Consider the following 14,082-nt stretch of genomic DNA (forward strand, 5'->3'; position numbering starts at 1 on the left):
CGGGCCCCGGCCCCCGATGTCGCGCCCACGCGTCCGGTGCCCGCCGGAAGGGAGCCGGCCACCCGGACCGCGGACCGTGCGACGACCGCCCCGCACGTGGAGGCGGGCCCGCTCGGCGTGCTCGACGGCGACGGCTCGGTGTACTGCGCCAGGGGCCTGGTGCTCGAATGCCGGGCCACCACACTCCCCGCCCTGGCCGAATGGACACTGGCCGAGGCGAAGCTCGGCACGCCCCGGCTGCACCGCTGGGGCAAGGACAGTGACCCGCTGATCGTCCTCACGGCGGCGGCAGCGGAACGCCTCGGCCTCCCCGCCGTCCTCGACGACCGCAGGAACCTGCGGCTGCCCGACGACCACAAGGTCATCAGGCAACTGCAGCGGGCGAAATGGAAGCTGACGAAGCGAGGCTTCGGGCCGTGGGCGCGGGTCTACCGTCCGGCCGTCGACGGGCGGCGCCGGTGCGTCCAGTTCGCCGTACTGCCCTGGGGAGCACTGGACACGCGCTCGTGGGGGAGCGCCGACCGCCTGCCCCCGCAGGACCTGGCAGCGGTACTCGCGGCCTACGCGTCGCGGGTGATCACCCCGCGCGGGTCGACGGCCGTGTCCGGCCTCGAGCTGATGACGGCACTGCGCCCCCCGACACGACCGGTCAAGGACGACGCGACCGGCGCGTGGGTGTCGGGCCCGACGCCCGGTTCGCTGACCGCACCTGTCGATCCGGCGCCTCCCGAGGCCCCGGCGGAGCACCCGGTCGCCGCCGCCCTCCACGCCCGCACCCACACCCGCACCCCCGCCGAGGTCCTGGACGAGGAGGCGTACGAATGGACGCGCGACCCCCAGCTCCTCACCGACGCCGAATGCGCCCGCCCGTATGCCGTAGGCATCGATGTGAACACCGCGTTCCTGGCCGCCGCCAACCGGCTGGTGGTGGGCCTCGGCGGACCGGTGCACGTCCAGGCACCCGCGTTCGACAGGAAGACACCGGGCTCCTGGCTCGTCGACCTGTCCGGCATCGAACTCGACCCCCGCCTCCCCTCCCCGTTCACCCCTCACGGCGCCCGGCCCGACGGCCCCGCCTGGTACGCGACACCGACCGTCGCCTACGCTCAGGAACTCATCGACACCTACCGGCTGCCGGTGCGTCTACGCCCGTCGGAGGCATGGATCCGTCCTGAGGCCGGCCCTTACCTGGACCCCTGGTACACCCGTCTCAGCGAGGCGTACAAAGCCACCATGGCCGACCTCGGCGTCACCTCCGGAATGCCGGAGGGGGAGTTCCTGAGGGCCATGGAGCAGCACAAGCAGAGCGATCCGGCCACCACCGCGGTGCTCTCGGCGATCAAGTCGACGATCAAGGGGGGCATCGGCAAACTGCGCGAACGTCCCCAGGGGGCGCGGTACACGTTCGGTGAACGCTGGCCCGCCCTCGAACGGCCCACCTGGCGCCCCGACATCCGCGCCGCCGTCATCTCGGCCGCCCGGGTCAACATGCACCGCAAGGTGCTCAAGACGGCGCTCGCGACCCAGCAGGGCCCGCCGCCCACCGGCCGTCTGACACTCGACGACGGCGCACTCGTGCCCATCGCCCTTCTGTCGGACTGTGCGGTCTACCTGTCCGACGGCCCCGGCCCCCTGGACGTCCTGCCCCGTACGGCCGACGGAAAGCCCGCTCCGGGAACGTTCCGGCTCGGCGTGTCGCCCGGCATGGTCAAGCACGAAGGTACCCGGGAACTGCTCTGGGCCGTGCAGATGCTCGATGAAGGACTCAATCCCGCCCGGCACATCAAGGGCGACGACCAGGACACCGGGGAGTAGGAACACCGCATGGGGATCCTCGAGGACAGCCTCGACCAGGCAGCGGCGAACACCGTCACCCGGCCGGCGCCCAAGTCCGCGAACGCGCAGATGCGCTACCTCGTCAAACAGTTCAAGGGCACCGGAGCCGTGGCCGACGCGCTGGGGATCTCCCAGCGCACGGTCGAACGGTACGTCAGGAACCAGATCAGGCAGCCGCGTCCCGACCTGGCCGCCCGTCTCGCGCGCCAGGTCCGCGAACGGTGGCAACCACGGGTGAGGGAACGGGCGAAGAGGATGGCCGCGACCACCACCGGCATCGTCGTGGAGACCAGGGCGCGGTTCGGCTTCACCGCCGCACCCGGCACCACCGACGACGGGCGCGTCCGGCGTATCACCCAGCACCTCCCACCGGAGTACGCCGCACGGCTCTTCGATGCCCGGACGGCGGGCGCCACCGAGCAGCAACTCCGGGCCGTGGTCGCCGAAGGACTCCAGGAGCAGTACTTCAAGGACGGCGGCCGGCGCGCCCAGGGGGTGCAGGTCGAGTTCACCGACATCGACTACATGGAGATCGAATTCTGAGTCCGCCGGTCGACACCCCGGTTCCCGTCGTGTGTCACTGAGCGCTTCATCCGGCGAGTGAGCGTGCGCGTGGGCGACCGGAGTGTTCAGTCTCGTGTGTGGATGAGCTGGTCGGCCAAGCGTCGAGGAGGGGCTTCATCTGGTGGTAGTAGGGCTGCTTGTCCTGCTTGAGCCACGCATCCGCCGGCGAAGTCCGGGACCAGCAGCGGCCAGCGCTCGCCCAGACTCTCGAAGCCCTGCTGCCGGCGGGCGGAATCAGGCACTCCAGCCCGGCCCCGTGACGCCGGCCCGTCCTCCAGGGGCACCGCCGCACCCGCCCCGACGCCGTCGCCCGCCCGGCCGACAAGTCCTTCACCGGGACGATGACGTCCGACTTCCCGACCTTCCACGTCACCGTCCACGTATGCGGCCGGCCCGGCCCCGGATCCAGGAAGTCGGTGGCACGGTCGGACAGCGAGTACGGCAGCACAAGGTCGTCAAGGCGGCAGGCAGGGGACCGCACCGGACCTGCCTGACCCCCTCGACCACCTGTACGTCACCCATGGTGAGAGCACACCGCAGAGCAGACGCCGTACGTGGGGAAAGGTCCGAACCGACATCACCCACGGGTCGTACCGGCGCCCTGCTCAACTCGCCGGACGAAGTGCTCACGCGGAAGGGAGAACCCGGGGGTCAGCTCCGGTCTTGCGCGTACTGAGCTGCGTACCAACTGGAGTCGATGGCGGGATTGCTCAAAGTTCCCCAGAACCGGTCGTCAGGTATCGGTGGCAGTGGCGGATTGCCCAGGTCCGCATGGAGATCCGCACGCCAGTCGACGGTGAAGTGACTCCGGATCTCCGCGCTCTCGCACACGGACCTGTAGGCGGACCCCCAGATGCCGAGGGCTATCTTCTCCGCGGCCCACCTGAGAGCGGGGTCTCGGCCGGTGTCAGCCTGCGCAAGCACCGCGCGCAGGCGCAGGGCGAGCGGATCGGTCTCGTCCGGCCGTGGCGGGGTCTCGCCGCGCTCCCACGCGTTCAGGGCTGCCGCGACCTCCGGGTAGTTGTTCAGGCCCGTTTCGACCGCCAGTCTGCGCAGTTGCTTCTGCGCGGCCACAACCACCTGTTCGAACGGCAGGGTCGCGATCAGCGCACCGAGTTCCCCGTGTCCGTCCAGGTGGCTCACGTGGAGGAGGTCGGTGGGACTGTGGGACAGGTCCAGCTCCGGCAACTGCTCGTCCGGTGCGGGAAGGGGCTCGTCGGCGCTGTACTTCGGCCTGGCAGGCAGAGGGTCCTCCCGGAACAACCGGCCGTTGAACGTGACGATACCGGCAGCCTGGCCGCGCTCAAGCTGGTCGGCCTCTTCGGCCAGATACTCGCCCAGCGAGTCGGCCTCCCCGAAACTGGTGCCGGTCTCGTCGAAGAACCGCCCGACCGTGCCGAAGGAGTCCCGCCCGGTACGGCAGTCCACCAGAAGGCCGTCCGACGTCACGTCGTAAGAACCGAACTTCACGTAGCCGTGAAGCCAGTAGTCCTCGGCCTCCCCGTCGATGCCCTGGTCGATGCCGCGCATGAACCCGGTGTCCCCGAGGATTCCGCTCACCCCGAGCAGCCGGTCGCCCGAGCTGAACCGGAATGCCTCAGGTCCCTCCAGCGCCCCGTCGTGTCGGAGAAGGGAAGCGACCAGCTCGGGAGGAAAGGTGACACCGAGTTCCTCTTGTGCTGCCGCGATCTCGTCGTCCCCGGCGGGCGGCCGGAGCGTGGCGAAAGTGCGAGGCGCGTGCTCGCGCAGCCACGCGTCGATGCGAGTCCATGAGGCCTGGACCAAGTCTGCTGTCATAGGGCCGACCCTAAAGTCCGCCACTGACACCGGGGTCGTCCCTCATCGGTCCTGTCCGCCGTGCCGGCGTTCGGACCGGTGATTCAAGTGGCCCCGTGTCCCGGCTCACCAAGCCGTCGGCACCGGAAGTGCGGTCACCGGCTCACGTGCTCACTCGCCAAGTGAAGCGCGCAGTCACCGTCGTGCCACCGAGCCGCAGCACGACGGTTGTGCCGAGGCAGGCGGTCCGCCACCGGGACCACCGGCCGGTGAGTCGCTCAGTGGATTTCCGGATCGAGGCGCAGTCTCAGCTGTCCAGCCCCGCTGCCCACGTGCGTCGGCGCAGCACGTAGTCGCTGAAGAGGTGTCGGCTCGGGTCGAGCAGTTCACCCACCTCCGCGTCGCCGCGCCGCGCGTCCGGCAACGGATGCCAGCACGCCACCGCTTGTCCGGCCCAGGTGCGCAGCATCCTGTCCGGGGCATCGAGCAGACCGACCGCCGCCCGTAGGGCCACCACGCCGCCGCGCGCGTCCAGCAGCCGGAATGCGCCGACGCGGACGTGCCGCGGCCGCTCGGAGGTGGTGAGTGCGCCTCAGCAGCGGGTCGGCGGGTAGTTCCCGGGCCGAGGGCAGCAGGGCGGCGGCCGTCCCGCGGGCGATCCCGGCGGCCGGGGCGTCGAGGAGCGGCCACAGCTGGTTCGCATCCACGCAGGCCGGTGCCCGCAGCCCTGCCACCGCCCGCGCCCGTGCCCCTACCGGGTGGGCTGCCGGAGTAGCGGTGACGACGGCCGGTGCCCTCACGGCCGCTGCCGAATGGGGAAGCGTCGGCCTACCTCCGTCCGGTGAGGGCACTCTCGATCAGGTCGACAGTCGCGCGGGGGTCATCGACCTGCAGAACCAGGCGCGCGTACTGCTCGTCGGCGAGTTCGATCACGAGGGCCTTCGACGGATCCTTGACGTCCCAGAAGACCCTCTCGCCGTCCTGGTGGAAGGTGCCCGCGATGATCACGCCGGGTAGGTGGGAGCCCGGTGCGCGGATTCCCTTGGGTTCGCCGGCGATGCCGGGATCGACGGTCGCGCCACGGACGTGGGCCAGCGGGACGGTCAGGCTGCCTTTGAGGGCCCAGAACTTGTCGAGACCTTCGATCACGACGACGAGGTTGTCGCCTTCGATGCGGATCAGTGCCATGCCGGTTTCCTTATCGGGTGAGAGAGCCGAGACCTCGGACCAGAGCGGTGGCCGCGTCGTCGGGGTTGCCGCGCAGGATGATGCCCAGCGCCGCGGCCGTGAGGGCGGTGGCCAGGTCGGCGGAGACGCCGAGGGCGTCGGCGATCGCCTGGTCGACGGCTGCCAACGCGGCTTTCACCTCGACGGCGACCTCCTCGTCCACCGGTGCGCGTTCGACCGCCGCGAGCAGAAGCAGACCGAGGTCGGCCGACGTGATGAGCCGCAGCGCGGCCGCGGCGTCCGATGCGCCGGCGAGGGTGTCGAGCAACGGGCGGACGTCGTCGGCGAGGTGACGGCGCAGAGCTGTCAGGTAGAGGCCGCGCTTGCTGCCGAACGTCTTGTACAGGCTGTTCCGGTGCACGCCGAGGTGGCTGACGAGGTCGTCCACGGACACTCCGTCGTACGCACGTCCACCGAACAGAACCACGGCGGCACGCACCGCTTCGTCTTCGTCGAATGCTCTTGGCCTGCCCATGACCGTTACGGTAGACCGTTAAGGAACGATCGGTCAAGAACGATCGTTCCTTAATTGTCGTTCCCTCCGCAGCGCTTCTCCTCGTTCGTCGATCCCCTTCTTCGGCGGTCCTGGAAATCCGACGGCAGTCGTTCGTAGGGTGCGCCGGGTGCGTGGACGCCGCCGAAGAGCGTCTCCGTGGAAGTGCCCGCAGTCTCCGGCCGGACATCCGGTATCTCCGATCGCGGGGACGGAAGGCCGGCGAATGAGTACGTCCGACCGGTCGAGCGCCTCGTCGTGCCGACCGGACTGCTGCGACCGGTTCCGTCCGCCGGCCCATCCGGCTGGTGGCACCTCCTGAACTTCGGCTCGGCGACGCTTCCGTGAGGGTGCGGCGCACATGCGGCGGCCACCACCCCGGTTCCGGACAGTGCGACCAGGGGGCCTCGGGCAGAGACCTTCACGTCCTTCTCCCGGTGGCCCTGTGCCGGGCCCGTCCGCGCAGGCCTCCGGCCCGCCGCGCCGGTCGGAGCGTGGCGGGCACTAACGTCGACGCATGGACAGTGATCGCCAGGGCTGGCGCCGGTGCTACCTCAGCGGGGCGGTGTTCGCCGTCTGCATGGCCGGCACCACGCTCCCGACCCCCCTCTACGGCCTCTACCGGGAGAAGTTCGGCTTCTCCGAACTGATGGTCACCGTCGTCTACGCCGTCTATGCCTTCGGTGTCATCGGTGTGCTGCTGGCGGTGGGCAACGCCTCCGACGTCGTGGGCAGAAGGCCGGTCCTCCTGTGCGGCCTGGGATGCGCGGCACTGAGCGCGGTCTGCTTCCTGACCGCCGACGGAGTGGGCTGGCTGTACGCAGGCCGGATGCTGTCGGGTCTGTCCGCAGGCCTGTTCACCGGGGCCGCCACCGCGTACGTCATGGAGTTGGCGCCCTACGGCGGCGGCTCCAGAGCATCGCTCGTGGCGACGGCCGCCAACATGGGGGGCCTGGGCTGCGGTCCGCTGCTCGCCGGGATCCTCGCCCAGGACGCTCCCTGGCCCCTCCATCTGCCGTTCGCCGTGCATCTCGCCCTGCTGGCAGGCTCGGTCGCCGTCCTGCTGAGCCTTCCCGAGACCGTTACGGAACAACAACCGCTGAAGACCGTACGGCCGCAACGGCCGGCTCTGCCCGCCGAGGTCCGGGCGGTGTTCAAGCCCGCTGCGATCGCCTCGTTCGTGGGATTCGCCCTGTTCGGGGTCTTCACCTCGGTCAGCCCGGCGTTCCTGGCGGAGTCCTTGGGGGTGTCCGACCGCGCGGTCAGCGGACTGGTCGTCGCACTGGCCTTCTTCGCCTCGATCGCGGGGCAGTCCGCCGTAGGCCCGCTCGGTGTACGGCGCTCGCTTCCCCTGGGTTGCGCCCTGCTGTTGGGCGGGCTGGCGCTGCTCGCCGGCGCCCTGTGGTGGGAACTCCTGTCGCTGGTGGTCCTGAGCGCGCTGGTCGGGGGTGCGGGGCAGGGGCTGGCGTTCCGCGGCGCCCTGGCCGCGGTGGCCGAGGCGTCTCCCGCGGACCGGCGCGCCGCGGTGATCTCCGCGCTGTTCGTCGTCGCCTACGCGGGCATCTCCGTACCGGTCATCGGCGTGGGCGTCCTGGTGGGGCCCGTCGGACTGGAAGGCGCGGGGCTCGTGTTCATCGCGTGCATGGCCGTTCTGGTCTCCTCCGCCGCCACCTACCTGTTCCGGCGTCCGCTGCCAGTGAGCACCTGAGGACCTCGGCAGGGTCCGGCGTACGCGCGTCGAGCATGACATCCCCCTGCCCTCGCCCAGCGGCAGCCCGTGGAAGGTGGCCGGGCCGACGCCATGCGCTTCGCACCGTCGTGCGGGCGCCGCGAGTCGCCCAGGCCGGTCTCCCGGCTGGGGGCCGCCCGCCCCGGATGGGTCGTTCCGACGTGTCCCGGCGTGCGGGTCGTCGTTGACCAGGGCATGAATCTGCGGTCGATGTCCCTGATGGTGGTTGTCCTCGCGAGTGCGACCGGCTGCGTATCCGTGACGGCCGGCCCGCACGCCCCCGGCCCGGCCGTCTCCGTCCGCCCCCGGTCCGTACCCGCCGCGCAGGGATCGGCCGCAGCGGGCGCACCCCCCGCCGTCCGCGACGTCCTGGGCGTCTCCGGGGAGCGACCCGGCGGGAGCGGACGGAAGAGGGAGGCGAAGCGTGCCCCGGAGCATCGAGCATCTGCGCCCGAGCCGCCCGCCGGGAAGGAGGTGTGGGAGCGGCCCCACCGAGACGTCCCCGTCCGTCCCCGGCCGCGCCGAACGGACACGCCGGGCGCGGCCCTGCCGGAGCGGACGTACGACATGGGTTCCGTGTGCGCGGCCGGTCGGGGGGTCGCCTCCGCCGAGATCATGGGGCTGTGCCGCAGGACGTACGGACGCTGAGGTCACCCGCTCCGCAGACTGCCGGTGGGGCGCCGCGTGGCCCGGCCCCCGGGCCGCATCGTCGCCGGACTTCTCGCGGCAGCCGAGCGCGCCCTGTCACCACGGGCGCAACGCCTGCCTACGGCCTGCCCGTTCGCGCGCAGAGGCCCGTACGGCCGCGACCGACGTTCCCGCTCGCGCCCTGTGCGGCGGGGAGGAGGGGGGCGGACGAGCGGGCGGCAGGACCCCCTGGCCGATACCAGCCATTAGGTTAGGCTAACCTTTGTCGCGTGAGATCTGGTGAAGAGACACCCGGCAACCCGAGGCGTGGCCACAGACTGTCGGCCACAGCGGTGACCGTGGCGTACGGCGGACTCGACGTCGTGCACGACGCGGCCCTGACCCTGCGACCCGGCGAAGTCACCGCACTCGTCGGGCCGAACGGCAGCGGCAAGTCGACCCTCCTGCGCACCCTGGCACGACTCCAGCGGCCCAGGACGGGGGCGCTCACCCTCGACGCCACGACCGACGCCCTCGCCCTGACCTCCCGTGAGTTCGCCGCCCGGGTGGCTCTGCTGACGCAGAGCCGCCCCACGCCCAGCGGCCTGACCGTGCGGGACGTCGTGGAGTTCGGCCGCTATCCCTACCGCGGGCGCTGGGGCGGACAGGACCCCGACGGCGCTGCGGCGGTCGACCGGGCCCTGGACATGACGGGGGTGAGGGAGCTGGCCGAACGCGGCGCCGAGAACCTCTCCGGCGGGCAGCTCCAGCGCGTCTGGCTGGCCGGGTGCCTCGCCCAGGAGACCGGCGTGCTCCTCCTCGACGAGCCGACGACCTACCTCGACCTCCGCTACCAGATCGAACTCCTCGACCTCGTACGCGATCTGGTGGACGACCACGGCATCGCCGTCGGTGTCGTCCTCCACGACCTCGACCAGGCGGCCTCCGTGGCCGACCGCATCGTTCTCCTCCGCGCGGGACGCGTCATCGCGGACGGCCTGCCCGAGGACGTGCTGACCCCGGAACGCCTGACCGACACGTACGGCATCCGGATCGACGTCGACACAGACCCCCTGACCGGCAGCCTGCGCACCCGCGCCATCGGCCGCCACCACACCAGAAGCGAAAGGCTCGGCACCACCTCATGAGACGTCTCCTGCTCAGCGCGGCCGCGGCAACCGCCGCCGCGCTCACCCTGGCCGCGTGCGGAACGACCGAGCCGGCCGCCACCGACTCGGGGAAGGGCTCCGACCGCATCACCCTCACCGACGCCTCCGGCACCGAGGTCAGGCTCGACGCGCCCGCCACCAAGGTCGTCGCGACCGAGTGGAACGTCGTCGAGAGCCTCCTCACCCTCGGCGTCGACCCCACGGGCGTCGCCGACGTCAAGGGATACAAGACCTGGAACACCGCCGTCCCCCTCGAGAACGCCCCCCGGGACATCGGCACCCGCGGTGAGCCGAGCATGGACACGATCGCCTCGCTCGCGCCCGACCTCATCGTCGCCACCACGGACCTGCCCGCGTCCGCCGTGAAGCAACTGCGCAAGGTCGCACCCGTCCTCGAGGTGAGGTCGGCCGATGCCGCCGATCCGGTCGGGCAGATGCTGGAGAACCTCGACCTCATCGCCGAGGCCACCGGAACCCGGCAGCAGGCGCAGAAGGCCAGGCAGCAGTTCGAGGACAAGGTGGCCGAAGGCAGGAAGGCACTCGCGGACGCCGGCCTCGCCGGGACGGAGATCGCCTTCGCCGACGGCTACGTCACCTCCAACCAGGTCTCCGTCCGCCCCTACACCAGCGGCTCACTCATCGGCGCCGTCAACGAGAAGATAGGACTCGAGAACGCCTGGACGCTGAAGGGCGACAAGAGTTACGGCCTCGCCGCCACCGACGTCGAAGGCCTCACCGCCCTCGGCGACGACGTCCGGTTCGCCTACATCGGCAGCGACGGTGACAAGAGCAGCACGCCCTTCGACGGAGCCCTCGCCGACAACGCGGTATGGACGTCCCTGCCCTTCGTGAAGGCCGGCGAGGTCCACCGGCTGGACGACGGCATCTGGATGTTCGGCGGGCCCCGGTCGATGGAGGCGTACGTCGACTCGGTCGTCGAAGCGCTGACGAAGTAGCACGATGGCCGTCACCGCAGAGATGTCCACTGCCGCCCGCCCGTCGACGGCCGCGTCCCGGGCGGGCGCGGCCGCGGTGGCGACCGTCCTCGTGCTCCTGGTGGCCGCCCTCGCCGTCGCCGACATCACGCAAGGGACGGCCGCGGTCGGCCCCGCCGAGGTCTGGAAGGCACTCACCGGTCGCGCCGAGGCGGCCGACGCGTCCGTCGTCGTGGCGTCGCGGCTGCCCCGGATGGTGGCCGGACTCCTCGTCGGTGCCGCGCTCGGCATGGCGGGCGCCGCCCTCCAGGCCGTCGGCCGCAACGTACTGGCGTCCCCCGACACCCTCGCGGTGAACGCCGGTTCGTACCTGGCGCTCGGGCTGGTCGCCGTCACCGGCACGTCACTGCCGCTCCTCGCGTCCTCCGGGGTCGCGTTCGCCGGAGGCCTCGCGGCGGCGGCCGTCGTGCTCGCGTTGTCCGGTCCCGGAGCGGGCACCGTCCGCCTCGTGCTCGCCGGAAGCGCCCTGGCCCTCGGCCTCGGATCGGTGACCCAGGGGCTGCTCCTGCTCTTCCCCGAGCAGACCGAGGGGCTCTACCAGTGGAACCAGGGCAGCATCGGCCAGAACGGGTTCGACGCCGTGGTGCGGATGGCCCCCGTGGCCCTCGCCGGCCTCGCGGGGCTGCTGCTGACCGCCCGCCGGGTCGACGCACTCGCCCTGGGCGACGACGCGGCCCGCGGACTCGGGGTGCCGGTGCGCTCCACCCGCGTCACGGTGGTCGTGTTCGCCGCCCTGCTCTCCGCGGCGGCGGTCACCCTCGCCGGTCCCATCGGGTTCGTCGGACTGTGCGCCCCCGCCCTCGTCCGTCCGCTCGGCCGCCGGTTCCGCGTGTTCGCCCGCGCCCGTGCGCGCGTCCCCATGGCGGGCCTGGCCGGTGCGACGCTGGTTCTCGGGTCCGACGTGCTGCTGCGCGCTGTCGTACCGGCGGAATCGGCGGTGCGGGTACCCACCGGGGTCGTCACGAGCATCGTCGGCGCCGTGTTCCTGATCGGCATGGCGGTCCGGGCGCGGGACACCTCCGAAGGTGCCGCGCAGGACCGGGTGCGCCTCCGTAGCCGGGCGGTGTTCCTCACCACCACCGGCGTCCTCGCCCTCGTACTCGCCGGCGCGACGGTCGCCGCCGTTCTGCTGGGCGACAGCCCCCTCCTGCTCGGCGACGTGGTCAACTGGTCGCAGGGCCGGGCCGGTCAGGCCGTCTCCTTCGTCCTCGACACACGTCTGCCGAGGGTGCTCGCCGCACTCCTCGCCGGTGCGGCACTCGCTCTGGCCGGAACCCTGGTCCAGGCGGTGACCCGCAACCCACTGGCCGAGCCCGGCGTCCTCGGTGTCACGGGAGGGGCCGCGCTCGGCGCCGTCGTCCTCGTGACCACGGTCCCGGCCGTCGGCTCCTGGGGAGTGGCCGGGGCCGCGTTCGCGGGAGCCGCCGTGAGCGCCGTCGTCGTCTTCGGACTCGCCGCACGAGGCGGATTCCCGCAGAACCGGCTCGTCCTGGTCGGTATCGGGTTCGCCACCGGCACCACGGCACTGATCAGTCTGCTCGTCGTCCTCACCGACCCGTTCAACGCGACGAAGGCCCTCACCTGGCTGTCGGGATCCACCTACGGGCGGACGCTGCCCGACGTCGTGCCCCTCGCGGTCGCCCTCGCCGTGGGCTGCGCCGTCGCGTGGGTACGGCGGAGGGAACTGGACCTGGTGTCACTCGACGAGGACACTCCGAGGCTCCTCGGCCTCAACCTGACGTCCGGACGGCTGGGCTTCCTCGTGCTGAGCGTGCTGCTCAGCGCCACCGCCGTGGCCGCCGCGGGAACGATCGGCTTCGTCGGTCTGGTGGCACCGCACGCGGCGCGAGCCCTCGTCGGCAGGCGGCACGTCCGGGTGGTGCCGGTCGCGGTCCTGCTCGGATCCCTGCTCGTCTGCACGGCGGACCTGCTCGGCCGCACGGTGATCGCACCGGCCCAACTGGGTGCCGGTCTGATGACGGCCGTGATCGGAACGCCGTACTTCCTCCACCTCCTGGTCCGCAGCCGGAGATAGGGCGCGCCGGGCCCGTCCGGTTGCAGGCGTCGTCGCCGTCGCGTACGGCCCCTTCCCCGGGCGAGCCCGGGGAAGGGGCCGTACGCACGGGGGGCCCGGTCGGCCCCGGCCCGCCTGGATCGCGGGATTGTCAGTGGCGGGTGCGAAGCTACGGGTATGGACGAGCAGATCATGCGGAAGAGGGTCTACGGAGGCGACCACGACGACCCCGATCCCGGCCCGCGGCCAGGGCGGTCGTACGTCGAACTCGTGGGCGGCCCCTTGGACGGCCTGCTCCTCGACGTCACCGGCCGGACCGCGGAACAGTTGCGCGAGGGCGTCTCCCTGCCCACGGAACTCGGCCGCTACGGGGCGGGTGGACGGGCGCTGTACGAGGCACGTGACGACGACCCGACCCTGTTCGACTGGGACGGTGACAGCCCCTGAGGCCACCGCGCGTGCCGACTCCGCTTCCGGTCCCCTGTGCGTGTGTCCGGCCGGTCCGCTGCCCGGACCCACCGTTGATCCACGCGGTCCGGGCAGCGCGGCCCGGGCCGGGCAGGCCGCCGCTGCTGAGGTCTCCGGCTCGCGTGCGAACCGGTGCTCCGGCGCCGGTGACCGGCGGCCGTCCCGAGCCGCGCCACGACGATCTGCCGCGGAACGCGGAACGGGCCTGCCCGACCGCCGAACAGCCTCCGTGGGGGAAGGAGCTCAGGCCGGGACCGGGGCCTCGTCGTCGGAGACGACAGGCGCCGGGGCGACCGGGCTGTAGAAGACGGACCGCCCCTGCTTCGAGCGTTCCAGGACGCCTTGGGCGACACCCTGCTCGAGGGTGTTGCGCACGACGGTGACCTGCACCTTGCGCTTCGGGTGCGACTCCGCCAGAGCGGCGGCGACCTCGGAGGCCGACTTCGGCTCCCTCTGACCCGCCAGGTAACCGGTGATCAGCTCGCGCCATGTCGGCTCGCCCGCAGCGCTCTTGGCCGTTGCCTTCTTCTTGGCAGCGGACTTCCGATCCGTCTCCACCTCGGCCTTGGCCGCGCGTGACCCCTTCTGCTGCGCCGACTTGCCCTTGGGGCGGCGTGCTGCCGGCACGGACGCCGACTTGCGGGACCTCGCAGCCGTTGGGGCGCTCTTGGCGCTGCCGCCGAGCACCTCCTGCATCTTGCTCAGCACCTGCTCGCTGTCCTGCAACTGGACGAGCTCGTCCTGCAGCCGGGTCAGATCCGCACGCACGCGCTCCTGCTCACTCCGGTTCGCCGCGAGATCGTCGGCGACCCTCTGCGCGTAGTCGGCGGTGACACCTGACGGGGGAGCGTTTTTGGCCATGAGTGCCTCGTCCTTCGATGTGTGGGAAACGGGTATAGCGGCTGATGCTACCCACCTCAACGGAGAGAACGTCCCGGTGGACACCATCCCGACACACTCATTCCTCACTCGTGTCCCCTCGCCCTGTCGGCAACTTCCCCTGGGGCAGGCTCCGGTGGCGTGAAGTCGACGGCGGCACGCGGCACGGGGCGTACGCCGGATTCACCGGCAGCCGCAGGACTACGCGGACCTCCCGTGTGGCAGTCCGGAGATTCCGGCGCTCCGAGGGAGGCGGGATCGGTTGCATCCGGCGGCCGGCCGCCGCCCGGTGGGGTGCGGTGACG

The 14,082-nt window shown here is 71.7% G+C and carries 12 protein-coding genes; 7 read left to right on the forward strand and 5 right to left on the reverse strand.

Annotated elements, in window-relative coordinates; genetic code table 11:
* Together tap and tpg are read left to right on the forward strand one after the other, a co-directional pair.
* Nucleotides 1–1,815 (forward strand): telomere-associated protein Tap (tap, locus tag BA175_RS06190; protein WP_254667816.1); only part of this gene is annotated, 1,815 nt, incomplete at its 5' end.
* Nucleotides 1,816–1,824: 9 nt separating this feature from the next.
* The gene (gene tpg / locus BA175_RS06195; RefSeq protein WP_069170175.1) at nt 1,825–2,379 is read left to right on the forward strand and encodes a telomere-protecting terminal protein Tpg; all 555 of its coding nucleotides are present in this window, start codon (nt 1,825–1,827) and stop codon (nt 2,377–2,379) included.
* Nucleotides 2,380–3,051: 672 nt separating this feature from the next.
* Here tpg and BA175_RS06200 read toward each other — a convergent pair.
* The 4 genes from BA175_RS06200 to BA175_RS06215 all read right to left on the reverse strand — a co-directional run bounded on the left by BA175_RS06200 (nt 3,052) and on the right by BA175_RS06215 (nt 5,878).
* Nucleotides 3,052–4,197 carry an SMI1/KNR4 family protein gene (locus tag BA175_RS06200; RefSeq protein ID WP_069170361.1) on the reverse strand — a complete coding sequence of 382 codons (1,146 nt, stop codon included), beginning with the start codon at nt 4,195–4,197 and terminating at the stop codon, nt 3,052–3,054.
* Between the two features lie 286 nt (nt 4,198–4,483).
* Nucleotides 4,484–4,693: a hypothetical protein gene (locus BA175_RS31645; RefSeq protein WP_069170176.1), complete on the reverse strand. Its 210-nt coding sequence runs from the start codon at nt 4,691–4,693 to the stop codon at nt 4,484–4,486.
* A gap of 311 nt (nt 4,694–5,004) precedes the next feature.
* The gene (locus BA175_RS06210) at nt 5,005–5,364 is read right to left on the reverse strand and encodes a hypothetical protein (RefSeq protein ID WP_069170177.1); all 360 of its coding nucleotides are present in this window, start codon (nt 5,362–5,364) and stop codon (nt 5,005–5,007) included.
* Nucleotides 5,365–5,374: 10 nt separating this feature from the next.
* A complete protein-coding gene (locus BA175_RS06215; protein ID WP_069170178.1) occupies nt 5,375–5,878 on the reverse strand; it encodes a TetR/AcrR family transcriptional regulator in 504 nt (167 codons plus the stop codon).
* A gap of 535 nt (nt 5,879–6,413) precedes the next feature.
* Here BA175_RS06215 and BA175_RS06220 point away from each other — a divergent pair.
* The 5 genes from BA175_RS06220 to BA175_RS06245 all read left to right on the forward strand — a co-directional run bounded on the left by BA175_RS06220 (nt 6,414) and on the right by BA175_RS06245 (nt 12,877).
* Nucleotides 6,414–7,604: an MFS transporter gene (locus tag BA175_RS06220; RefSeq protein ID WP_069170179.1), complete on the forward strand. Its 1,191-nt coding sequence runs from the start codon at nt 6,414–6,416 to the stop codon at nt 7,602–7,604.
* 938 nt (nt 7,605–8,542) lie between these two features.
* Entirely contained in the window at nt 8,543–9,400 is an 858-nt protein-coding gene (locus BA175_RS06230; protein ID WP_079159391.1) for an ABC transporter ATP-binding protein, read from the forward strand.
* On the forward strand, nt 9,397–10,377 hold the full coding sequence (locus BA175_RS06235) for an ABC transporter substrate-binding protein (RefSeq protein ID WP_069170180.1): 981 nt from the start codon (nt 9,397–9,399) through the stop codon (nt 10,375–10,377). The genes BA175_RS06230 and BA175_RS06235 overlap by 4 nt, the downstream gene beginning before the upstream one ends.
* A 4-nt stretch (nt 10,378–10,381) precedes the next feature.
* A complete protein-coding gene (locus BA175_RS06240) occupies nt 10,382–12,451 on the forward strand; it encodes an iron ABC transporter permease (RefSeq protein WP_069170181.1) in 2,070 nt (689 codons plus the stop codon).
* Between the two features lie 156 nt (nt 12,452–12,607).
* Nucleotides 12,608–12,877: a hypothetical protein gene (locus BA175_RS06245; protein WP_069170182.1), complete on the forward strand. Its 270-nt coding sequence runs from the start codon at nt 12,608–12,610 to the stop codon at nt 12,875–12,877.
* Nucleotides 12,878–13,141: 264 nt separating this feature from the next.
* On the opposite strand, the gene BA175_RS06250 is transcribed toward BA175_RS06245, so the two are convergent.
* On the reverse strand, nt 13,142–13,759 hold the full coding sequence (locus tag BA175_RS06250) for a hypothetical protein (RefSeq protein WP_069170183.1): 618 nt from the start codon (nt 13,757–13,759) through the stop codon (nt 13,142–13,144).
* Between the last annotated feature and the right edge of the window lie 323 nt (nt 13,760–14,082).

It is taken from the genome of Streptomyces griseus, from assembly GCF_001715295.1.
In the GTDB taxonomy this organism is placed as follows: domain Bacteria; phylum Actinomycetota; class Actinomycetes; order Streptomycetales; family Streptomycetaceae; genus Streptomyces; species Streptomyces griseus_G.